This is a genomic window from Tistlia consotensis USBA 355 (assembly GCF_900177295.1).
Lineage (GTDB): Bacteria > Pseudomonadota > Alphaproteobacteria > Kiloniellales > DSM-21159 > Tistlia > Tistlia consotensis.
In genome coordinates this window covers 514,260-534,604 of record NZ_FWZX01000001.1, presented here as the reverse complement: position 1 = coordinate 534,604, position 20,345 = coordinate 514,260, and the positions used below count along the sequence as shown (strand labels likewise).

Below are 20,345 nucleotides of genomic sequence, written 5' to 3'. Positions count from 1 at the left end.
CCGCCACGACCCGCGACCATGCCGACCGACCCGACGCTTGCCTTCGATGCCCTGGAGATCGCCGAGCGGCTCGGCGCCTCGATGGCGCTCGGCGCCGTGATCGGCCTCGACCGGGAGTGGCGGGACCGGCCGGCGGGCCTGCGCACCCACATCCTGGTGGCGCTCGCCTCGGCGCTCTTCACGATCCTCAGCTTCGAGCTGTTCGAGACCGCGCAGCAGGCCTCGTCTCACGCGCGCGCCGACCCGATTCGCGTCGTCGAGGCGGTGCTGACCGGCGTCGCCTTCCTGGGCGCCGGCACGATCATCCGCGCCTCGCGCCGCCTGGAGGGCGTCACCACAGGCGCCTCGATATGGCTGGTCGGCGCGGTCGGCATCGCGTGCGGCGGCGGCTTCTATGAGCTGGCGCTGATCGGCACCGCGATGGCGGTGCTGGTACTGACCGGCCTCGGCATGGTCGAGCGCCGGGTCGGTCCGAAGCGCCGGCGCCGCGAGCAGAAGGAGCGGGACGCCGAAGGAGGGTAGCGCTCTTCCGCGTGGCAGGCGGGGCGCGTCTCGACGCCGGCGCGGCCTCCGTGAAACGCGAACGGCTCCGCCCGGTCGCCCGGAGCGGAGCCGTCCCGAAGCCCGCGGCCCTACTTCAGGGCCTGGCGCAGCACGTCGGCCTTGTCGGTCTCGTACTTGCGCTTCAGCACGATGTCCTCGGCCGTGGCGCCCTTGCCGTAGAAGGCCTCGTTGTAGGCCTTGGCCTCGAGCAGGGCGGCGCCTTCGGCGGTCGCGCCGCCGTAGAGGCCCTGGTTCTTCGAGAAGGCGTAGATGTCTTCCTTCAGGTTCGTGGTGGTGCCGGCCTCGACGCCCTTGCCGACCGGTCCGACCGCGATCGAGGCGTCGGCGCCGAGCTTGAAGTTGTTGCGCAGGATCGCGTCGAGGGCGCCGTCGTTCATGATCGTCAGCACGACCTCGGAGACCTGGCCGCCGATCTGCAGGCCGAGGCTGGCCGCGGCCAGGGAGTAGAAGGCCGGGGCGCTCCAGTTGCCGGCGTTGTCCTTGACCAGCAGCACGCCGTCGCCGCCCTCGCCGCCGAGGATGAAGCCGCCCTTGACCAGCCGCGGGAAGATGATCACGGCGCGGGCCCGCGCGACGTAGTGCGGCAGTTCCGGCATGTCCGGATCGGTCTTCAGCGTCAGGTAGATCGAGGTCGACTGTGCGAGCACGTCGCGCGCCTCGGCGAGGTCGTTGGCGGCGAAGGCCGGCAGGCTGGCGCTCGCGGCCACGCCGGCGGCCAGGCCGGCGAAGCCGAGCCGGAGGAGGGATCGGCGGGCGAAGGTGAGGCTCATGTCGGTTCTTCTCCGGTGGCTGCGGGGGAGGCGCCGACTCGCGGCGCCGGCATCCCATGTGGGGAAGCATTGCGGCGAAGAAACGCCCGGACCAGGGTAAAGTTCAAAGAATGGGAGGGCGCGGCGCTCCCGCTCAGCCCGCCAGCAGGCCGTGCGGCGGGAAGTTGACCAGGCCGATGCGCCAGGCGACGGCGGCGTCGGGGTCGTGGCTGCCGGCGGCGCCGGCGATGCGGTCGATGCGGGTCAGCGAGCAGTTGGCGATCGAGAAGGACAGCACCGCCTCGCTGGGCCCGCCGAGGGCGATCGCGAGGGCGGCGCGGATCGTGCCGCCGTGGGCGACGCAGACGATGTCGCGGCCGGCGTGGCGTTCCGACAGCTCCCCGATCGCCTCGGCCGTGCGCGCGACCAGCTCGTCGAAGGATTCGCCGCCGGGCGGCCGCTCGTGCGCCGGGGCGTGCCAGAAGCGGTGCCACTCGGGCGCGCGCAGCTCGCGCAGCGCCTCGTGGCTCAGGCCCTGCCACTCGCCGAAGTGCTGCTCGGCGAAGCGCGGCTCGACCAGGGGCGCCGGCGGCGGCGGCGGCAGGTGGGCATGGATCGCGGCCGCGGTCTGGTGGGTGCGCCTGAGCTGGCTGGTCACCCAGAGGGCGTCGGCGGGCAGGCGCTCGGCGAGGCCGGTGAAGAGCGCGAGCTCGCCGCAGTCGCAGTCCAGGTCCTCCTGGCCGTAGATCCGCCCCTGCGAATCCACCGGGGCGTGGCGAATCCACCACCAGCGCGTCGTGTCGGTCATCGGGTCTCCGTTCGTGGTTCGGCCGTGCAGGGTCCGCCTCGCGGCGCGCCGTCCCGGCCGGCCAGGAGCGAGTCGCTCAGGCCAGCCCCACCGCGACCAGCAGCACCAGGATCTCCAGCACCTGCTGCAGGGCGCCCAGCACGTCGCCGGTATAGCCGCCGATCTGCCGTTCGGCCAGCCGCCCGAACAGGAAGACCGCCGCCAGGCCGAGCAGCAGGGCCAGCAGGGCGGCGCCGAAGGAGAGGGTCGCCCAGGCGACGACGAAGCCGATGGCGAGCGCCGTCCAGGCGTCGCCGCCCTCGCTGCGCCCGGCGCCGACCGCCAGGCCGTCGCGGCGCGCCAGCGGCTGCAGCAGGGTCAGCAGCGGCAGCAGCCCGCGCGACAGGCCGTGGGCGGCGATCAGGCCGGCGCCGGCCAGGCCCGCCTCGTCCGGGCCAGCCTGGGCCAGCAGGACCAGGGCCGAGGCGCGCAGGCCGACCGAGAGGGCGAGCGCCAGCACGCCGTAGCTGCCGATCCGGCTGTCGCGCAGGATCGCCAGCTTCTCCTCGCGGTCGCGGCCGCCGCCGAAGCCGTCGGCGACGTCGGCCAGGCCGTCCTCGTGGAGCGCGCCGGTCAGCAGCAGGCTCACGGCCAGGGTCAGGAAGGCGGCCGGCCAGTCGCCGAGCCCGAGCCAGCCGAAGAGCGCGAAGGCCAGCGCGGCCAGCAGGCCGATCAGCAGGCCGACCGCCGGGTAGGCGCGGGCGGCGTGCCGGAACGGCCGGCGCGGGTCGGCGGCCGGCAGCGGCAGGCGGGTCAGCAGGCCCGCGGCGTTGAGAAAGTCGCTGAGGAAGGCGGACATGACCGGTCTTTCCAGGGCAGGCGCCCGATTCGGGGCTGGTCTCGACTCGCGAGCTATAGGACAGTCCAGCCCCTTGACGGAAGCCGTCGTGACGGATTGGGCGACCCATTGGAGCGAGTGACATGAGCGATGCTGCCGAGCCGAGCCTCGAGGAAATCCGCGCCCTGGTCGGCGAGTTTCCGGCCGCCGATGCCGAGGCCGGGGAGGCCGCGGCCGAGCGCCAGGCGCAGCTGACCAAGCCGGCCGGCTCGCTCGGCCGCCTCGAGGAGCTGGCGCTCTGGCTGGCGCGCTGGCAGGGCCGGCCGGACCCCTCGATGGAGCGGCCGCGGGTCGCGGTCTTCGCCGGCAACCACGGCATCGCCGCGCGCGGCGTCTCGGCCTATCCGGCCGAGGTCACGGCCCAGATGGTCGCCAACTTCATCGACGGCGGCGCCGCGGTGAACCAGCTCTCGGCCTGGGTCGGCGCCGACCTCAGGATCTACGAGATGGCGCTCGACCAGCCGACCGCCGACTTCACGCAGGGCCCGGCGATGGCCGACGACGACTGCGCGCGCGCCATGGCCTACGGCATGATGAGCGTCGAGGAGGGCTTCGACGCCATGGCGCTGGGCGAGATGGGCATCGCCAACACGACCAGCGCCGCCGCGCTCTGCCTCGCGCTGTTCGGCGGCGAGGCGCGCGACTGGGTCGGCCGCGGCACCGGCGTCGACGAGGCCGGACTGGCCCGCAAGGTCGAGGTCGTCGAGGCCGGCCTGGCCGCCAACCCCGAGGCGCGCGACGAGCCCTTCGAGGCGCTGCGCCGGCTCGGCGGCTACGAGCTGGCGGCGATCACCGGCGCGGTCATGGCCTGCCGCCTGGCGCGCATCCCGGTCGTGCTCGACGGCTTCACCTGCACGGCGGCGGCGGCGGTGCTGCACCGCCTGGACCGCCACGCCCTCGACCACTGCCTGGTCGCGCACCGCTCGGTCGAGCCCGGCCACGCCCGCCTGCTGGCGGCGCTCGGCAAGACGCCGCTGCTCGACCTCGACATGCGCCTCGGCGAGGCCAGCGGCGCGGTCCTGGCGCTCGGCCTGCTGCAGGCCGCCTGCGCCTGCCACAACGGCATGAAGACCTTCGCCGAGGCCGGGGTCAGCGGCAAGGATTAGCCGTCGGCGCCGGCTTCGCTTCGCCCTTCGACAAGCTCAGGACGAAGCGAAAAGGAAGCCACCTGCTCCAAACGGCTTCATCCTGAGCCTGTCGAAGGGTGGAGCCGTTCGGGCGCAGACGATCGGCTCCGTCTCCTACTCCCCCTGCTGCAGCAGCAGCCCGTGCCGCCGGGCGACGCGGAAGGTGTAGAGGAAGACGGCGGCGCCGATCGCCAGATAGACGCCGTCGAGGGCCAGGGCCTGGACCAGCAGGTCCGGGCGGAAGGTGCCGTGGATCAGGATCGCGCGCATGCCCTCGAAGGTCGGGGTCATGGGGAAGCACCAGGCGATCGCCTGCAGCCAGGGCGGCAGCACCGAGACCGGGTAGTAGACCGAGGAGATCGGCGCCAGCAGGAAGATCGCCAGCCAGGCGACGTTCTCCGCGCCCTGGCCGACCCGCAGGATCAGCGACGACACCAGCATGCCGAGCGCCCAGCTCATGACCAGCAGGCAGGCGACGAAGGCGACCAGGGGCAGGCCCAGGTCGTAGATCGAGATGCCGTAGAACAGGATCGCCAGGCCGGTCGCCGGCAGCACGCCGATCAGGGTGCGCAGGAACGACATGACGGTCAGCGCGACCAGCAGCTCGTGGGGCCGGAGCGGGCTGACCGCGAGGTTGCCGAGGTTGCGCGACCAGATCTCCTCGATGAAGGAGAGGGTGAAGCCGAGCTGGCCGCGGAACAGCACGTCCCAGAGGATGACCGCGGTGACCAGCACGCCGGCGGCGTTGGCGATCACCGAGGAGCTCTGCAGCAGGTAGAGCGTGACGAAGCCCCAGATGACCATCTGGATGGTCGGCCAGTAGGCCAGCTCGACGACGCGCGGCCAAGAGCTGCGCATCAGGTAGAGGTGGCGCAGCACCATCGCGCCGACCCGGCCCCACATCGAGCCGTGGGGCATCTCGCCGCGCAGGGGCTCGCGGCGGCTCACAGCTCGCCCCCCTCGGTGTGGTGCGAATGCTCCGCGGGCGGCGCCGGCAGGTGCTCGGAGCGACGGTCGCGGGCGATGTCCAGGAAGACCTCCTCCAGGTTGGTGCGGCCGTACTTCCTGAGCAGCGCCGCCGGCGTCGCCTCGTCGACCAGGCGGCCGGCCTTCAGCATGACCACCCGGTCGCAGAGCCGCTCGACCTCGGCCATGTTGTGGCTGGCCAGCAGGATCGCGGCGTGGCGCTCGGCCTGGTAGCGCTCCAGGTAGCTGCGCAGCCAGTCGGCGGTGTCGGGGTCCAGCGAGGCGGTCGGCTCGTCGAGCAGCAGCACCTCGGGCCGGTTGATCAGCGCCTTGGCCAGCGAGACGCGGGTCTTCTGGCCGGCCGAGAGGCGGCCGGTCCGCTTGTTCCAGATGCCCTCGAGGTCGAGCGCGTGGGCGAGCTCATCGAGCCGGGCGCGGCGGTCCGGGATGCCGTAGAGGCGGGCGAAGAAGCCCAGGTTCTGGCCGACCGTCAGGCGCCGCGGCAGGTCGACGTAGGGGCTGGAGAAGTTGATCCGGTGCAGCACCCGGTGCGGGTGGCGCGCCATGTCGCAGCCGAGCATCCGGACCGAGCCGCCGCTCGGCAGCAAGAGGCCGAGCAGCATCGAGATCGTCGTGGTCTTGCCGGCGCCGTTGCCGCCGAGCAGCGCCACGGTCTCGCCCGGGGCGACCGAGAAGCTCAGGCGGTCGACCGCCGTGAAGTCGCCGAAGCGCTTCGTCAGCTCGTGGATCTCGATGGCGGGCGCGCCGCCGCTGGGGGGCTGCTGGGACACCCGTCCGCATATAGCGTGCCGGCCGCGGCGCGGCCAGAGGCGCGCCGGTCGGGCCTGCATTGCGCCCTACCGCGCGAAGCGCGCGGCGGCGCCGATCAGGTCGATCAGGTCGAACAGGCGGGCGAGGTAGTGGTCGCGCAGGGCGAAGCGGCCCTCCTCCTCGGCGAGGCGCTGCTCGAGGGCGTCGACGAAGCGCCTGAGGCGGCGCTGGTGCAGGCCGAGGCGCGCCTGCAGCGGGTCGGCGACGAGGCCGGAGAAGGCGGTCGCGGCGGCGCCCAGCACCAGCACGCCGCCGACCGCCGAGGCGGTCGCGACGGCCGGGGCCGCCGCCGGGAACAGGCCGTACCACAGGCCGCCGGCCCAGGCGCCGAGCGGGAAGCTGGCGATCGCCATCTGCTGCGCCACCAGGTTGGCCAGCACCGGGCCGAGGGTCAGGGCGCCGGGCGTCCACTGCTTGGCGACCAGCGCGCCGACGCCGGCGGAAAGCAGGGCGTTGGTCAGCTCGGCCGCGGCGGCCCGGCTGTCGACGTAGGTGCGCAGCGACTCGGTCAGCCAGGCGCGGAACTCGGGATCGTCGGCCTTGCGGCCGATCGCCTTCAGGAGGGCGTCGAGCGCGGCGGCGAGGTCCGGATCGGCCAGGATCGCGAGCGCCAGGGCGTCCCGGTCGCTGCGCCGGCCTTCCCCGGGGCCGCCGTCCGGCCCCTGCGCGGGATCGTGCTGGGCATAGGGCAGCTCCAGGAAATCCGCGAACAGGCGCCACTCCAGCTCGCGGGCGACGGCGGTGCGCAGGAAGCTGGGGTGCCGTTCCAGGCGCCCGGCGAGGCCCTCCAGGCCGCGCCGCCGGGCGACCCTGGCGCCGCCGCGCGCGGCCAGCACCGGCACGGCGAGCAGCAGGTTGGCCGGCGCCCGCAGCAGGTCCCAGCCGACCGCGTGGCGGTGCAGGCCGAGGGCGCCCCTGAGGCCGAAGGTGCGGCGCACGAAGGGGTCGATGCGCTGGCGCCGCTCGGCACAGTAGCGCGCGATGCCGCGGCGCACGGCGCGCCGCGCCAGCGAGGGATCGACCGGCAGGTTGGCGGGCGGCAGGGCCGAGAAATCGGCGTCGGCGCCCGGCTCGCGGGGCTCGGCGGTGTCGCTCATGCTGTTAGGTATGGGGACGGGCGGGGCGCTCCGCCAGCCCGCGGCGCCGCCCGTTCCGGGCCGGAACGGCTGCCCTGCGCCGGACGGGCTGCCGGCGCGGCGGGCGATCGACTATAAGCGCCGCACCATGGCCTTCGCTCCACGCTCCCGCCCCGTCACGACCCTGCTGATCCTGCTGGTCGCCTTCGGTCCGGCCTCGACCGATCTCTACCTGCCGGCGCTGCCCTCGATCGCGCGCGCCTTCGGGGCCGATTCCGGCGCGGCGCAGCTGACCCTCTCGGTCTTCCTGCTCGGCTTCGCCGTCGCGATGCTGGCGCACGGGCCGCTCAGCGACCGCTTCGGCCGCCGGCCGGTGCTGTTCGGCGCGCTCACGGTCTACCTCGCGGCCAGCGCCGCCTGTGCGCTGGCGCCCTCGATGGAGGCGCTGATCGCCGCGCGCTTCCTGCAGGCGCTCGGCGCCTGCGCCGGCGCAGTGATCGGGCGCGCCATCGTGCGCGACGTCTACCAGCCGCACGAGGCGGCGCGCATCATGTCGTTCCTCGCCATGGCCATGGCGGTGGCGCCGGCGATCGGGCCGATCCTCGGCGGCTGGCTGACCACGACCTTCGGCTGGCAGGCCGCCTTCGCGGCGCTGCTGGTGTTCGGCTCGGTCGCCTTCGCCGGCGTGCTCTTCGTGCTGCCGGAGACCCATCTCTCGCCCGATCCGGGGGCGATCCACCCGGTCCGGATCCTGTCGAACTACCGCAGCCTGGTCGCCGACACGCGCTTCCGCGGCTACGTGCTGGTCGTCACCGGCAGCTATGCCGGCATCTTCGCCTACATCTCCGGCTCCTCCTTCGCGCTGATCGACGGCCTCGGCCTCAGGCCCGACCAGTACGGCTTCTGCTTCTCGGCCGCGGTGCTCGGCTACATGTCGGGCAGCTTCGGCGGCGGCCGGGCGACGACGCGCCTCGGCATCGACCGGACGATCGCCCTCGGCAACGCCTTCCAGCTGGTCGGCGGCCTGGCCGGCCTGGGGCTGGCGCTGGCCGGCGTCTTCTCGATCGCCAGCGTGGTCGCGCCTGCGGCAGTCTTCTTCTTCGGCAGCGGCTTCGCCCTGCCCAACGCCACGGCCGGCGCGATCAATCCCTTCCCGCGCATGGCCGGCGCAGCCTCGGCGCTGATGGGCTTCCTGCAGATGGCCGGGGCGGCCCTGCTCGGCGCCGTCGTCGGCCAGCTGCAGAACGGCGGTCCCGGCATGATGATGGCGGCGATCGCCTTCGGCGGCCTCGTCGCCGTCCTGGCCCACCGCCTGATCGTGCGGAAGCTGGCGAGCAGCTGAGCCTGGCCGGCCCGGGCGCGGAGCGCCCGGTCACAACCCCGTAGACACCGCCGTGCCAGCGACTATGCTCCGCGCCCGATGACTTCCCCCAAGACCGGCGACCTGTCCCTGGCCGAGCGCCCGACCCTGCGGCTCAAGCCGAAGGCCGACAAGCGCGTGCGCGGCGGCCACCCCTGGATCTTCTCGAACGAGATCGTCATGGAGGGCGAGGCGCGCAGCCTGCCGCCCGGCACCGTGGCGCGCTTCGAGACCGCCTCCGGCGAGCCGCTCGGCGCCTTCCTCTACAACCGCCACCCGCTGATCGCGGCGCGGCGCCTGTCGCGCGACCCGAACCTGCTGCTCGACGGCGGCTGGTTCCGCCAGGTGCTGCGGCGCGCGCTGGCGATCCGCGAGGGCCTGGTCGGCGTGCCCTTCTACCGGCTGGTCCATGCCGAGGCCGACGGCCTGCCGGGCACGGTGATCGACCGCTTCGGCGACCACCTGGTGCTGCAGGTCAACGTCGCCGGCATCGAGGCGCACCTCGACCTGCTGCTCGAGGCGCTCGACGAGGTCGTGTCGCCGACGGTGATCCTGCTGCGCAACGACTCCGCGGCACGCCAGCTCGAGGGCATCGAGAGCTACAGCCGCACCGCCAAGGGCAGGCTGGAGGGCCCGGTCGAGATCGAGGAGCGCGGCGCGCGCTTCCTGGCCGACCTGGGCGAGGGCCAGAAGACCGGCTGGTTCTACGACCAGCGCGACAACCGGGTGTTCGCCTCGGCGCCGCTCAAGGCGATGGGTGAGGGCGCCCGGGTGCTCGACCTCTACGCCTTCGCCGGCGGCTTCGCGGTCCAGGCGGCCAGGGCCGGCGCCGCCGAGGTGCTGGCGATCGACCGCTCCGCCTCGGCGCTGCGCCTCGCCGAGCGCTCGGCCCAGCTCAACGGCGTCGAGGGCCGCATCGAGTTCAAGAAGTCCGACGCCTTCGCCTCGCTGGAGTTCCTGGAGCGCAACGGTCGCCGCTTCGACCTGGTGGTCGCCGACCCGCCGGCCTTCGCCAAGAGCAGGAAGGACCTGCCGCAGGCGCTGCGCGCCTACCGCAAGCTGGCGCGCCTGGCCGCCGGCGTGGTCGTCCCCGGCGGCTACCTGACGCTCTGCTCCTGCTCGCACCACGTCGACCCGCCGGCCTTCGCCGAGCAGTGCCGGCGCGGCCTGTTCGACGCCGGCCGCGAGGCGCGCCTGCTCAAGACCGCCGGCGCCGCCCCCGACCACCCGGTCCACCCGGCCCTGCCCGAGAGCGCCTACCTGAAGGCGCTGTTCTACGCGCTGGATTAGGGGGGCTGGATACCTCTACCCTCCGGGGAGAGGTCGGATCGGCGCAGCCGATCCGGGTGAGGGGAGGGCCGAGGCGGAGCGGCAGATGGTGACCTCGCCGAGACGCACAGATTTCTCCCGCGACTCGACCGTTGCGGAACGGCGCCTCTGGTACCAATTGCGCCGATTTCAGATCGACGGCGTCAAGTTCCGCCGACAGCACACCATCGGCCCCTTCGTCGTCGACTTCGTCTGTCCGTCAGGCCGGCTGATCATCGAGCTCGACGGTGGGCAGCATGTCGCGGAGGCCGAAGCCGACGAGCGCCGGACAAGGTTGCTGGAGGGGCAGGGCTACCGCGTGATCCGCTTTTGGAACCACGAGGTCATGGAGAACATCGACGGCGTGCTCGAAGCCATTGCCCGGGCGCTGCGGGACGTGGGCGACGACGGAGCCGGCCCCTCACCCGAACCGGCTCCGCCGGTTCGACCTCTCCCCGAAGGATAGAGGTAGGGGTTACCCCGCGTCGGCGGTCAGGCCGGCGGATTCGATGCCCGCGATCGCGCAGGCCTCGTCGTTGTCGGAGGTGTCGCCGGTGATGCCGACGGCGCCGACGAGGACGCCGTCCTTGCGGATCAGCACGCCGCCCGGCACCGGCACCAGCGAGCCGCCGGCCAGCGCGTTCATCGACTGGATGAAGTAGGGCTGCTCCTGGGCGCGCTTGAACAGGGCGCGGCTGCCCAGGCCCATGGCGACGGCGCCGTAGGCCTTGCCGACGGCGATCTCGGGCCGCAGCAGGCTGGAGCCGTCGGCGCGCTCCATCAGCTTGATCGCGCCGGCGGCGTCGAGCACGACGACGGTCAGCGGCTTCAGCTTCAGCTCGGCCGCCTTGCGGAAGCAGGCGGCGACGATGCCGCGGGCGGTCTCCAGGGTCAGGGTCTCGGACATTGCAAGGGCTCCTCGGTCAGCTGCCTTCCGGGACGATCGCCGCACCCTGGGCGACCAGCCGGTCGATCTCGTCGTCCATCAGGCCGATCTCGGCGAGCACCTCGCGGGTGTGCTGGCCGAGCAGCGGCGCCGGGCGGGTGACGGCGCCCGGCGTCTCGGAGAACTTCACCGGAAAGCCGATGGCGTGGGTCCGCCCGGCCTTCGGATGGTCCAGCGGCACGACCATGTCGCGCGCCCGGACGTGGGGATCGGCGTGCATCTCGCGGGTCGACAGGACCGGGCCGGCGGGCAGGCCGGCGGCCTCGAAGACCTCGAGCCAGGCGGCGGTGGTGCGCGGCTCGAGGTGCGGCGTCAGCTCGGCCTCGAGCTCGGCGAGATGCGCCATGCGGCCGGCGTTCTCGCGGAAGCGCGGGTCCTCGGCCAGCTCCTCGGCACCGATCGCCTTCAGCAGGCGCAGCCAGTTGGTCTGGTTGGCGGCGCCGATGTTGATCCAGCCGTCGGCGGTGCGGAAGGCCTGGTAGGGCGCGTTGAGCGGATGGGCCGAGCCCATCGGGCCCGGGCTGACGCCGGTCGCGAAGGCGATCGCCGACTGCCAGTAGGTGTGGATGATGCCGGCCTCGAGCAGCGAGGTGTCGACCATCTGGCCCTCGCCGGTCTGCAGGCGGTGCACGTAGGCCGCGACCACGCCCATCGCGGCCAGGATGCCGGCGGTGATGTCGGTGACCGGCGCGCCGACTTTGACCGGCGGCCGGCCCGGCCCCTCGCCGGTGATCGACATCAGGCCGGACATGCCCTGGGCGATCAGGTCGAAGCCGCCGCGCGCCGCGTAGGGGCCGCTGCGCCCGAAGCCGGACAGCGAGCAGTAGACCAGCGCCGGGTTCTCGGCCCGGAGGGTCTCGTAGCCGAGGCCCAGCTTCTCCATCGTGCCCTGGCGGTAGTTCTCGATGACCACGTCGGCGCCGCGGATCAGCTTGTGCAGCACCTCGAGCGCCGCCGGGTCCTTGAGGTTCAGCGCGATGCCCCGCTTGTTGCGGTTCATCATCATGTAGGCGGCGCTCTCGCCGTTGACGTCGGGCGGCAGCGAGCGGCGGGTGTCGTCGCCGCCCGGCTTCTCGACCTTGATGACCTCGGCGCCCATGTCGGCCAGCATCATGCCGCAGGCCGGCCCGGCCATGATGTGCGAGAGCTCGATGACGCGCAGGCCGGCGAGCGGGCCGCGCGGGCGGGCGGCGGCCGGCACGGTCAGCGGCCCCGCCACTGCGGCTTGCGCTTGCCCAGAAAGGCCTCGATGCCCTCCTTGAAGTCGGCGCTCATGTAGGCCTCGACGATCAGGTCCTCGTCCTTGGCGCCGGCACCCTCGACGCGCAGGCGGCGCAGCGCCTCCTTGGTCGTCCTGAGGGTGATCGGGGCGTGGGCGGCGAGCTGCTCGGCGAGCTCGGCGGCGCGCGCCGCCAGCGCCTCCTGGTCCGGCAGGATCTCGGAGATCAGGCCGGTGGCCAGGGCCTCCTCGGCGCCGAGCAGCCGGGCGGTGAAGATCCACTCCTTGGCCCGGCCGGCGCCGACCAGGGCGGCCAGCCGCGACAGCGAGGTGATCGACAGGGTGTTGCCGAGGGTGCGCGCGATCGGGAAGCCGAACTTCAGGTCGGCCGAGGCGATCCTGAGGTCGCAGGCCGAGGCGATGCCGGCGCCGCCGCCCGTGCAGGCGCCCGGCAGGGCGGCGATGGTCGGCACCCTGCAGGCCTCGACGGCGCCGAGCACCACATCGATCTTGTGCTCGTAGTCGAGCGCGTCCTGCGGCTTCTCGAAGGCGCGGAACTGGCGCATGTCGGTGCCGGCGGCGAAGGCCTTGCCGCCGGCGCCGGTGATGACCAGCGCGCGGACCGGGCCTTCGCCGGCCGGCGGCAGCCCGCCGCAGATCTCGGCGAGCCTCTGGTACATGCCGAAGGTCAGGGCGTTGCGCGCCTGCGGCCGGTTCAGGGTGATCCAGCCGGTGCTGCCGCGCACCTCGTAGAGCAGCTCGTCGTCGCCGCCGGGGGTCATGGGGCTCGCCATCGCGCAGTAGGGTCCTTTCAGCAGCTCATCGGTAGAACAGGTCGACCAGGATCATCGGCACCTGCGGCACGTAGGTACAGATCAGCAGCACCGCCAGCAGCACGGCGACGAAGTAGACGTTGACCTTCGAGACCTCCCAGATGTTCGCCTTGGCGATCGAGCAGGAGGTGATCAGCACGCTGGCGACCGGCGGGGTCTGCTGGCCGATCGCGAGGTTGAGGGTCACGACCAGGCCGAAGTGCACCGGGTCGATGCCGGCCTGCTGGATCAGCGGCACGATGATCGGCACCACCAGGATGATCGCCGCCGCCGAGTGCAGGAAGAACCCGATGACCAGGAAGAAGACGTTCAGGATCAGCAGGATCAGGTACTTGTTGCTGGTGATGTCGAGCAGCCCGGTGGCGATCTGCTGCGGGATCTGGGCGCGGGTCAGGAAGCCGCCCATCAGCACCGAGGCGGCGACCAGCAGCATGACGACCGCGGTCTGGATGCCGCCGTCGAGCATCGCCTCCTTGAGCTGGCGCCAGTCGACCTCGCGGTACCAGAGGCCGACGACGATGGCCGCGACCACGGCCAGGCCGGCGCCCTCGGTCGCGGTCACCAGGCCGCCGAAGATGCCGCCGAGGATGATCATCGGCAGGGCGAAGGCGGGCAGCGCCGAGACGAAGGTGCTGCGCAGCTGGGACCACTGGAAGGCGGACTCGACCGGCAGGTCGTAGCGGCGGGCGAACCAGTAGGCCACGCCCATCAGGCCGGCGGCGCCGAGCAGGCCGGGGATGATGCCGGCGACGAAGATCTGCTCGACGCTGGTCCCGGCCGAGACGGCGTAGAGGATCATCGGGATCGAGGGCGGGATGATGATCGCGAGCGAGGCCGCCGACGAGGTCACCGAGGCCGCGAGCGGGCCGCCGTAGCCGCGCTTCTTCATCTCGGGGATCAGGATCGAGCCGATCGCCGCGACGTCGGCGACCGCCGAGCCGGAGATCTCTGCGAAGAACAGCGAGACGCCGATCGTCACCATGGCCAGGCCGCCGCGCACGAAGCCGATCATCGCCGCGACGAAGGCGATCAGGCGGCGCGTGATGCCGGTCGCGTTCATGATCGCGCCGGCCAGCACGAACATCGGGATGGCGATCAGCGAGAACTTGTTGGCGCCGTCGTACATGTCGAGGGCGATGTTGACCAGGCTGCCCGGCCCCTCGGAGACGTAGAGGCCGAGCACGCCGGACAGGGCCAGGGCGATGGCGATCGGCACGTTGAGGCAGACCATCACCACCAGGGCGACGAAGATCGCGAGCAGCAGCATGGTCTAGCGGCCTCCCTGGCCGTCAGGGGAGGCGCCGTGGCTCATCACCGCGTGCTCGGTCGAGCGGCCGGCCATGACGTCGCGCCAGTAGCCCGGCAGGCTGAGCAGCTCGGCGACGATGAACAGCACCGCGCCGATCGGGATCACCGACTGGGTGAACTGGACGGGCACCCAGGTCAGGCTGACCAGGTTCATGCCCTCGAGCACGACCAGCACCTGCCAGCCGGCCCAGGCGAGCAGGCCGAAGAAGAACACCACCAGGCCCTCGGCGAGGACGACCGCGACCTTGCGTGCCGCCGGCGGCAGGCCGCGCAGCACGTCGTCGAAGCCGATGTGGCTGCGCCTCAGCGCGGCCAGCGCCGCGCCGTAATAGGTGATCCAGACCAGCAGGATCGAGGCGACCTCGTCGTACCAGGACAGCGAGTTGCCGGCCTTGCGGTAGATGACCGCGACGACGACGACGACGGTCAGCACGACCATCAGCGCGATCACGATCCAGGACAGCAGGCCGCCGAGGACCCGCCCGATCTTGCCCAAGCTCCGCTCCCCCCGGTCCGCTCCGGGTTCAGACAACGTTCGGATGGCAAGCGAGGGGGCCGCGACCCGCAGGTCGCGGCCCCCCGCGGATCACGAGCCCTTGGCCAGGACCTGGATCTCGTCGATCAGCTTCTGGCCGCCGTCGACCGACTTCGCGAACTCCTCGTAGATCGGCTTCGAGGCGGCGATGAAGGCCGGCTTGTCGGCCTCGTTCACCTTGGTGCCCATCGCCTCGATCTTGCCGACCAGGTCCTTGTCGAGCTGGGCTGCGGTCTTGTAGACGAAGTCCTGGGTGCTGACGGCGCAGCCGTCGAGCGTCTTGCGGATGTCGTCCGGCCAGGACTCGTACTGCTTCTGCGAGGTCAGGATGTAGGCCGGCGTATAGACGTGCCCCGTCATCGAGAGGTACTTCTGGACCTCCGGGAACTTCGCCGACCAGATCTGTGCCAGGGGGTTCTCCTGGCCGTCGATGACGCCGGTCTTGAGCGCGGTGAAGACCTCGGAGAAGGCCATCGGCGTCGGGCTGGCGCCGTAGGACTCGAACATCTTGACGCGCCAGGCGCCCTTCGGCGTGCGCAGCTTGATGCCCTGCAGGTCCGCGGGCTCGACGATCGGCCGGACGTTGTTGGTGATGTTCCGGAAGCCGTTCTCCCAGAACGCCAGGATGTGATAGCCCTTGCCTTCGGCGGCCTTCTGGAAGACGTCGCCCATCTTCTGGGTGACGCGCTTCATGTGGTCGCGGTTCTGGATGAGGTAGGGCATCTCGAACACGCCGAAGGTGTCCGAGACCGAGCTCATCACCGACGAGGGCAGGGCGAACTGGACCTGGCCGAGCTTCAGCTTCTGCAGCAGCTCCTGGTCCTTGCCGAGCTGCGAGGAGCCGAAGACCTGGACCTCGCCCTTGTCGCCGAGCTTCTCGTTGGCGCAGCGGGCGAACTCCTTGGCCGAGGTCTCGAACAGCGAGCCCGGCTCGCCGACGTGGCCGAACTTCAGGACCATTCCGGCGCTGGCCGTGGAGCAGAGGGCGCTGGCGCCCAGGGCCGCGAGCGCGAGGCCCGCGAGGTATGCTGTCGCCTTCATCGTGCTGATCCTCCCGTTTGTCTTGTTCTGGTTCGACTATTCCGCGGCGTGCGAGGCTGCCTGGCTCTCCTGCTGCTGCGCGAGGAAGTCCATCGCCGCCTGGACCCCCCCGGCCTTGTGGGGCACCCCCGCGACCTCCAGGCCCATCTCGACGCCGCCCAGGGTGCCGATCAGGGTGAGGTCGTTGAAGTGGCCGAGATGACCGATCCGGAACACCCGGCCGGCGAGCTTCGACAGGCCGTTGCCGAGCGACATGTTGAAGGCGTCGAGGACCGTCCCGCGGAAGCGGTCGGCGTCGTGGCCGGCCGGCATCAGCACCGCGGTCAGCGAGCCCGAATAGTGCGCCGGCTCCTGGCACAGCACCTCCAGGCCCCAGCTGCGCACGGCCCGGCGCGTCGCCTCGCCGTGGCGGGCGTGACGCTCGAAGACCCGCTCCAGGCCTTCCTCGTGCAGCATGTCGATCGCCGCGTCGAGGCCGTAGAGCAGGTTGGTCGCCGGGGTGAAGGGGAAGAAGCCCTTGGCGTTGATCGCCAGCATCTCGCCCCAGTCCCAGTAGGAGCGCGGCAGGCCCGCCGTCTTCGAGGCCGCGACCGCCTTCTCGGAGACCGCGTTGAACGACAGGCCCGGCGGCAGCATCAGGCCCTTCTGCGAGCCGCCGACCGTGACGTCGACGCCCCACTCGTCGTGACGGTAGTCGATCGAGGCCAGCGAGGAGATCGTGTCGACCATCAGGAGCGCCGGATGGCCGGCGGCGTCGATCGCCTTGCGCACCGCGCCGATCGGCGAGACGCAGCCGGTCGAGGTCTCGTTGTGGACCACGCAGACCGCCTTGATGGCATGGCCGCGGTCCTCGCGCAGCCGGGCCTCGATCGCCGCCGGGTCGGCGCCGTGGCGCCAGTCGCCGGCGATGAATTCCGGCTGCAGCCCGAGCCGCTCGGCGAGCGCCTTCCAGAGGCTGGCGAAGTGGCCGGTCTCGAACATCAGCACGCGGTCGCCGGCCGACAGGCTGTTGACCAGCGCCGCCTCCCAGGCCCCGGTGCCCGAGGCGGGATAGATGACGACCGGCTGCTCGGTCTTGAAGATCGTCCGGATGCCGGCCAGCACGCGCAGCGCGAGGGCCTGGAACTCCGGGCCGCGGTGGTCGATGGTCGGCCGGTCCATGGCCCGCAGGACGCGGTCGGGCACGTTGGTCGGGCCGGGAATCTGGAGGAAATGGCGTCCCTGCGGCGTGGTCATCGACCCTTCTCCCTTCCGCCGCCGCGCCCGTCTCCGCGGCGCGCGGCCGCGGCCCGTCGACAAGCGGGCCGCTTTTCATCGAGGCTCGATTGAATTATGAATTCATTATTGCGTCAAGGTGCGATGACGGGGAGCCGCCCCGGGGGGAGCGAAGGGTGTTCGCAGTCGATCCACAGAGGCCGCTGACCCGGCCCGCCCTCGCGGTCGAGCTGACCGACCTGATCCGCGGCCTGATCCTCGAAGGCGAGCTCAGGCCCGGCGAGAAGGTGCCCGAGAAGGCACTGACCCTGCGCTTCGGGGTCTCGCGCACGCCGGTCCGCGAGGCGCTCAAGGTGCTGGCCGCCGAGGGCTACGTGCGCCTGGTGCCGAACCGCGGCGCCGTCGTCGCCGAGCCGACCCTGGCCGAGCTGGAGGAGGTCTTCCCGGTGATTGCGGCGCTGGAGGGCGCGGCCGGCGAGCTGGCCGCCGAGCGCGCCGGCGACGCGGAGATCGCCGAAGTGCGGCGGCTCAACGACGCCATGCACGCCGCCTACCGCTCCGGCGACCGGCCGCGCTACTTCGAGCTCAACCAGCAGATCCACGCGGCGATCCTGGCCGCGGCGCGCAACCCGACCCTGCGCCAGCAGCACAAGCTGGTCGCCGACCGGGTGCGCTGGGCGCGCTATCAGGCCAACCTGGCGGCGGCCCGCTGGCAGGCCGCGCTCGACGAGCACGACGCGATCATCGCGGCCCTGGAGGCGCGGGAGGGCGAGCGCCTCGGCCGGCTCATGAAGAGCCACCTGGAGCACAAGCTCGAAGCGCTGCGCGGGGCGCTCGGCGGGGAGGAGAGGTAGGGCAGCGCCTCCGCCCCACCTCTCCCCGGCCCTCTCCGCCCCCCGGGGCGGAGAGGGCGGAAGCGGCGCCGGTTCGAGTCCCCTCTCCGCCCCCGGGGGCGGAGAGGGCAGGGAGAGGTGGGGGATCCGAAGGAGGAAGAAGCTACGCCGCGCGCACCCGGTTGACGAAGGCGCTGACCTCGCGGCCCAGGCGCTCGGCGCGCTCGGCCAGGGTCTCGGCGGCGCTCAGCGCCTCGCGGGCGGCCTCGCCGGTCTTGCGGGCGCCGCTGTCGACCTGGCCGATCGCCTGGGTCACCTCCTGGGTACCCTGGGCGGCCTTCTGGGTGCCGGCCGAGATCTCCGACAGCGCCGCGGTCTGCTGCTCGACCGCCGAGCTGATCGAGCCGGCGATCTCGCTGACGCCGATCACGACCTCCTTGACCCGGGCGATCGAGCTCGCAGTCTCGCCGGAGGCGCTGCGGATCTCGCCGATCTGGCGGGCGATCTCCTCGGTCGCCTTGGCGGTCTGGGTCGCCAGGCTCTTGACCTCGGAGGCGACGACCGCGAAGCCCTTGCCGGCGTCGCCGGCGCGCGCCGCCTCGATGGTGGCATTGAGCGCCAGCAGATTGGTCTGCTCGGCGATCTCCGAGATCAGGGTGACGACCGCGCCGACCTCCTCGGCGACCTTGGCGAGGCGGCCGACCACGGCGTCGCTGTCCTCGGCCAGGCTGCGCGCCTCGGCGGTGCGGCTCGCGGTCTCGCTGACCTGGCGGGCGACCTCGGCCAGGGAGGCGGCGATCTCCTCGCTCGAGGCGGCGACCGTCTGGACGTTGCTGGAGGCTTCGGCCGAGGCGCCGGAGACGCGCGCCGAAAGGCTGCCGGTCTCCTCGGCGGTGGCGCTCAGCGCGCTGGCCGCGGCGCGAATCTCCTCGGCGGTCTGGCCGACCTCGTCGGCGATCGACTTGACCGAGCCCTCCAGCTCGCCGGCCAGCGCGTGCATGGCCCGGCGCTTCTCCTCGGCGCCGCGCCGCTCGTCGGCCTCGCGCTGTTCGCGCAGCCGCTCCATCTCCAGGGCGTTGTCCTTGAAGACCTGCATGGCGCGGGCCATCGCGCCGACCTCGTCGCCGCGCTCGGCGCCGGTCACCTCGACCGTCAGGTCGCGCTCGGCCAGCCGCGCCATCGCCGAGGAGAGTCGCTTGAGATTGCGCGCGATGCCGCCGCCGATCAGCGCGGCCGCCAGCACGCCGATGGCCAGCGCGACGCCGGCGGCGGCGAGCATGACCGTCAGGTTGCGGCGGCTCTTGTCGCCGACCGCCTGGTCGAGCCGCTGCGCGCTCACGGTCATGCGCGCGACGAAGTCCCTGGCACGCCCGCCGGCCTCGGTGCCGGAGGCGTGCAGCGTCTCCAGCGCCTTGGCGCGCTCGGCGTTGGCCGTCTCGCGCTTGCCGAGCCCGGCCTTGACGCCCTCGAGCAGCTCGTTGGTCTCCTTGGCGCCGTCGAGCTCCTTGTTGAAGGTCATGTTCTTGACCACGTCGGCCAGGGCGGCGATCTGCTGCAGCGCGGTCTCGCGCCCGCTGGCGCTGTCCTCGCCGAGGAACACGCCGGTCGCCTCCTTGATGGCGGCCAGCGCCTGCTGCGCCTGGCCGACGTAGAAGAAGGCGCTGCCGTCGCCGCTGGCTGAGGAGGCGTCGCCCAGAGTCTTGAGGGCCGGCTCCAGCCTGGCGAGCCTGCCGGTCAGGCCGTCGCCGGCCTGCTTGCGGTCGGCGAGCGCCGCCGACAGCTTGTCCAGGGCCGTGCGATAGGCGCCGAGCGCCTGGGTCAGCTGGTCCAGCAGGGCCCGGGAATCGGCGTCGTCGATGCGCGCGCCGGCTTCGGCGAGGCCGCTCTTGATGCCGTCGAGCTGCTCGCGGATCGCCGCGCCCTGGGCCTCGTCGCCGCTCGCCGCGTAGTCGCCCACCCCGAGGCGCAGGTCGGACAGCGCGACCCGCGCGCCGAGCGCCGCCTTGGCGGCGTTGCCGAGCTCGCGCACCTGGTCGAAGCTGCCCTTCATCTGGTCGAGGAAGAAGGTCGAGGTGCCGGCGAGGCCGACCAGCAGCAGCAGCACCAGCCCGAAGGCGGCGCCGAGCTTGGCCGTGATCGGCAGGTGGGACAGGCGGGGGGAAGCCATCGACCAGATCTCCCTCGGCGCGCGACCGTCATCGTGCCGCGTCGGTGGAACAGCCACCCGACTGTGTCGCCTGGAAGGTTAAAAGCCCCCTAATCGCGGCCGGAGCGGTCGCGTTTTGCGCGAGCTGCGGCGGTGGAGGACCCGCCGCCGGCAGGGCGTCTCAGTGCGGCCGGCCGTGGCGCGCGCGGTCGGCGTGGTCGAAGCCGCGCTTGATCAGGAAGAAGATGTAGAGCACGGCGAAGATGAACAGGAAGAGGCCGGCGGCATAGATGCCGTCGCCGCTCTCGGCACGGGACGCCATGAAGAGCCCGAGCAGTCCGATCAGCCCGATCAGGGCACCGATGATGTATCTGGCCACAACGTCCATCGCTCGCTCTTCCCCCCTGTCCCTGGAAGCCGTCGCGCTCTGCCGTCCAATAGATCAGGAGGACGGCGCATTGCCAACGATTTCCTGCCGTTCGGCACCAGCGGTCGCCCGCGGATCACGACGCGGCAGCCCTGCGGCCGCGTGCGGTCGAGAAGCTGGACCTGTCGGCGGCGTCGCACATTGAACTAGATCAGGGCCGTTCCCGATCCATTCGC

General features: G+C 72.3%; 21 protein-coding genes. 6 read left to right on the top strand and 15 right to left on the bottom strand.

The features are described from left to right. The first annotated feature begins 18 nt into the window (after positions 1-18). Positions 19-522 carry an MgtC/SapB family protein gene (locus B9O00_RS02495; protein WP_085120831.1) on the top strand — a complete coding sequence of 168 codons (504 nt, stop codon included), beginning with the start codon at positions 19-21 and terminating at the stop codon, positions 520-522. A gap of 110 nt (positions 523-632) precedes the next feature. Here the strand turns inward: B9O00_RS02495 and B9O00_RS02490 are convergent, their stop codons facing one another. The 3 genes from B9O00_RS02490 to B9O00_RS02480 all read right to left on the bottom strand — a co-directional run bounded on the left by B9O00_RS02490 (position 633) and on the right by B9O00_RS02480 (position 2,959). Next, positions 633-1,334, bottom strand: coding sequence for a lipid-binding SYLF domain-containing protein (locus B9O00_RS02490; protein WP_085120830.1), 702 nt, complete (start codon positions 1,332-1,334; stop codon positions 633-635). 133 nt (positions 1,335-1,467) lie between these two features. Beyond that, the gene (locus tag B9O00_RS02485; RefSeq protein ID WP_085120829.1) at positions 1,468-2,121 is read right to left on the bottom strand and encodes a histidine phosphatase family protein; all 654 of its coding nucleotides are present in this window, start codon (positions 2,119-2,121) and stop codon (positions 1,468-1,470) included. A 76-nt stretch (positions 2,122-2,197) separates the two neighbouring features. Then, the gene (locus B9O00_RS02480) at positions 2,198-2,959 is read right to left on the bottom strand and encodes an adenosylcobinamide-GDP ribazoletransferase (RefSeq protein WP_085120828.1); all 762 of its coding nucleotides are present in this window, start codon (positions 2,957-2,959) and stop codon (positions 2,198-2,200) included. A 122-nt stretch (positions 2,960-3,081) separates the two neighbouring features. Here B9O00_RS02480 and cobT point away from each other — a divergent pair, with 122 nt between their 5' ends. Next, entirely contained in the window at positions 3,082-4,104 is a 1,023-nt protein-coding gene (cobT, locus tag B9O00_RS02475; RefSeq protein WP_085120827.1) for a nicotinate-nucleotide--dimethylbenzimidazole phosphoribosyltransferase, read from the top strand. Between the two features lie 135 nt (positions 4,105-4,239). Here cobT and B9O00_RS02470 read toward each other — a convergent pair whose 3' ends face one another. From B9O00_RS02470 to B9O00_RS02460, 3 genes are all read right to left on the bottom strand, one after another. Beyond that, complete coding sequence (locus B9O00_RS02470) at positions 4,240-5,073, bottom strand: ABC transporter permease (RefSeq protein WP_322111159.1); 834 nt, start codon at positions 5,071-5,073, stop codon at positions 4,240-4,242. Continuing rightward, a complete protein-coding gene (locus tag B9O00_RS02465) occupies positions 5,070-5,882 on the bottom strand; it encodes an ABC transporter ATP-binding protein (protein ID WP_322111158.1) in 813 nt (270 codons plus the stop codon). Before B9O00_RS02465 ends, B9O00_RS02470 begins: the two co-directional genes overlap by 4 nt. Positions 5,883-5,948: 66 nt before the next feature. Continuing rightward, a complete protein-coding gene (locus tag B9O00_RS02460; protein WP_085120825.1) occupies positions 5,949-7,019 on the bottom strand; it encodes a DUF6635 family protein in 1,071 nt (356 codons plus the stop codon). A gap of 127 nt (positions 7,020-7,146) precedes the next feature. On the opposite strand from B9O00_RS02460, the gene B9O00_RS02455 reads away from it, so the two are divergent. The 3 genes from B9O00_RS02455 to B9O00_RS02445 all read left to right on the top strand — a co-directional run bounded on the left by B9O00_RS02455 (position 7,147) and on the right by B9O00_RS02445 (position 10,132). Next, on the top strand, positions 7,147-8,340 hold the full coding sequence (locus B9O00_RS02455; RefSeq protein ID WP_085120824.1) for a multidrug effflux MFS transporter: 1,194 nt from the start codon (positions 7,147-7,149) through the stop codon (positions 8,338-8,340). A 78-nt stretch (positions 8,341-8,418) separates the two neighbouring features. Next, positions 8,419-9,648 (top strand): class I SAM-dependent rRNA methyltransferase, encoded by a 1,230-nt coding sequence (locus B9O00_RS02450; protein WP_085120823.1) that lies wholly within the window; start codon positions 8,419-8,421, stop codon positions 9,646-9,648. Between the two features lie 85 nt (positions 9,649-9,733). Continuing rightward, positions 9,734-10,132 (top strand): endonuclease domain-containing protein, encoded by a 399-nt coding sequence (locus B9O00_RS02445; protein ID WP_085120822.1) that lies wholly within the window; start codon positions 9,734-9,736, stop codon positions 10,130-10,132. A 9-nt stretch (positions 10,133-10,141) separates the two neighbouring features. On the opposite strand, the gene B9O00_RS02440 is transcribed toward B9O00_RS02445, so the two are convergent. The 7 genes from B9O00_RS02440 to B9O00_RS02410 all read right to left on the bottom strand — a co-directional run bounded on the left by B9O00_RS02440 (position 10,142) and on the right by B9O00_RS02410 (position 16,784). Further along, entirely contained in the window at positions 10,142-10,573 is a 432-nt protein-coding gene (locus tag B9O00_RS02440) for a GlcG/HbpS family heme-binding protein (protein WP_085120821.1), read from the bottom strand. A gap of 16 nt (positions 10,574-10,589) precedes the next feature. Continuing rightward, positions 10,590-11,831, bottom strand: a complete 1,242-nt coding sequence (locus B9O00_RS02435; RefSeq protein WP_218822769.1) for a CaiB/BaiF CoA transferase family protein — start codon at positions 11,829-11,831, stop codon at positions 10,590-10,592. Beyond that, positions 11,816-12,625 carry an enoyl-CoA hydratase gene (locus tag B9O00_RS02430; RefSeq protein ID WP_085120820.1) on the bottom strand — a complete coding sequence of 270 codons (810 nt, stop codon included), beginning with the start codon at positions 12,623-12,625 and terminating at the stop codon, positions 11,816-11,818. Before B9O00_RS02430 ends, B9O00_RS02435 begins: the two co-directional genes overlap by 16 nt. 25 nt (positions 12,626-12,650) lie before the next feature. Next, positions 12,651-13,931, bottom strand: a complete 1,281-nt coding sequence (locus tag B9O00_RS02425) for a TRAP transporter large permease (protein WP_085120819.1) — start codon at positions 13,929-13,931, stop codon at positions 12,651-12,653. Positions 13,932-13,934: 3 nt separating this feature from the next. Then, positions 13,935-14,468, bottom strand: coding sequence for a TRAP transporter small permease (locus B9O00_RS02420; RefSeq protein WP_200808373.1), 534 nt, complete (start codon positions 14,466-14,468; stop codon positions 13,935-13,937). 90 nt (positions 14,469-14,558) lie between these two features. Beyond that, positions 14,559-15,548 (bottom strand): TRAP transporter substrate-binding protein, encoded by a 990-nt coding sequence (locus B9O00_RS02415; protein WP_085120818.1) that lies wholly within the window; start codon positions 15,546-15,548, stop codon positions 14,559-14,561. Between the two features lie 36 nt (positions 15,549-15,584). After that, positions 15,585-16,784: a pyridoxal-phosphate-dependent aminotransferase family protein gene (locus tag B9O00_RS02410; protein ID WP_085120817.1), complete on the bottom strand. Its 1,200-nt coding sequence runs from the start codon at positions 16,782-16,784 to the stop codon at positions 15,585-15,587. A 155-nt stretch (positions 16,785-16,939) separates the two neighbouring features. Here B9O00_RS02410 and B9O00_RS02405 point away from each other — a divergent pair, with 155 nt between their 5' ends. Beyond that, positions 16,940-17,617 carry a GntR family transcriptional regulator gene (locus B9O00_RS02405; protein WP_085120816.1) on the top strand — a complete coding sequence of 226 codons (678 nt, stop codon included), beginning with the start codon at positions 16,940-16,942 and terminating at the stop codon, positions 17,615-17,617. 142 nt (positions 17,618-17,759) lie between these two features. Here B9O00_RS02405 and B9O00_RS02400 read toward each other — a convergent pair whose 3' ends face one another. Then, positions 17,760-19,763 (bottom strand): methyl-accepting chemotaxis protein, encoded by a 2,004-nt coding sequence (locus tag B9O00_RS02400; RefSeq protein WP_085120815.1) that lies wholly within the window; start codon positions 19,761-19,763, stop codon positions 17,760-17,762. A gap of 160 nt (positions 19,764-19,923) precedes the next feature. Then, a complete protein-coding gene (locus B9O00_RS02395) occupies positions 19,924-20,130 on the bottom strand; it encodes a hypothetical protein (RefSeq protein ID WP_085120814.1) in 207 nt (68 codons plus the stop codon). Positions 20,131-20,345: the final 215 nt, after the last annotated feature.

Coding starts and splice junctions, on each gene's coding strand:
- B9O00_RS02450 (WP_085120823.1), top strand. CDS start 8,419: ATGACTTCCCCCAAGACCGGCGACCTGTCCCTGGCCGAGCGCCCGACC.
- B9O00_RS02410 (WP_085120817.1), bottom strand. CDS start 16,784: ATGACCACGCCGCAGGGACGCCATTTCCTCCAGATTCCCGGCCCGACC.
- B9O00_RS02395 (WP_085120814.1), bottom strand. CDS start 20,130: ATGGACGTTGTGGCCAGATACATCATCGGTGCCCTGATCGGGCTGATC.
- B9O00_RS02400 (WP_085120815.1), bottom strand. CDS start 19,763: ATGGCTTCCCCCCGCCTGTCCCACCTGCCGATCACGGCCAAGCTCGGC.
- cobT (WP_085120827.1), top strand. CDS start 3,082: ATGAGCGATGCTGCCGAGCCGAGCCTCGAGGAAATCCGCGCCCTGGTC.
- B9O00_RS02495 (WP_085120831.1), top strand. CDS start 19: ATGCCGACCGACCCGACGCTTGCCTTCGATGCCCTGGAGATCGCCGAG.
- B9O00_RS02460 (WP_085120825.1), bottom strand. CDS start 7,019: ATGAGCGACACCGCCGAGCCCCGCGAGCCGGGCGCCGACGCCGATTTC.
- B9O00_RS02485 (WP_085120829.1), bottom strand. CDS start 2,121: ATGACCGACACGACGCGCTGGTGGTGGATTCGCCACGCCCCGGTGGAT.
- B9O00_RS02455 (WP_085120824.1), top strand. CDS start 7,147: ATGGCCTTCGCTCCACGCTCCCGCCCCGTCACGACCCTGCTGATCCTG.
- B9O00_RS02445 (WP_085120822.1), top strand. CDS start 9,734: ATGGTGACCTCGCCGAGACGCACAGATTTCTCCCGCGACTCGACCGTT.
- B9O00_RS02415 (WP_085120818.1), bottom strand. CDS start 15,548: ATGAAGGCGACAGCATACCTCGCGGGCCTCGCGCTCGCGGCCCTGGGC.
- B9O00_RS02430 (WP_085120820.1), bottom strand. CDS start 12,625: ATGGCGAGCCCCATGACCCCCGGCGGCGACGACGAGCTGCTCTACGAG.
- B9O00_RS02490 (WP_085120830.1), bottom strand. CDS start 1,334: ATGAGCCTCACCTTCGCCCGCCGATCCCTCCTCCGGCTCGGCTTCGCC.
- B9O00_RS02480 (WP_085120828.1), bottom strand. CDS start 2,959: ATGTCCGCCTTCCTCAGCGACTTTCTCAACGCCGCGGGCCTGCTGACC.
- B9O00_RS02440 (WP_085120821.1), bottom strand. CDS start 10,573: ATGTCCGAGACCCTGACCCTGGAGACCGCCCGCGGCATCGTCGCCGCC.
- B9O00_RS02425 (WP_085120819.1), bottom strand. CDS start 13,931: ATGCTGCTGCTCGCGATCTTCGTCGCCCTGGTGGTGATGGTCTGCCTC.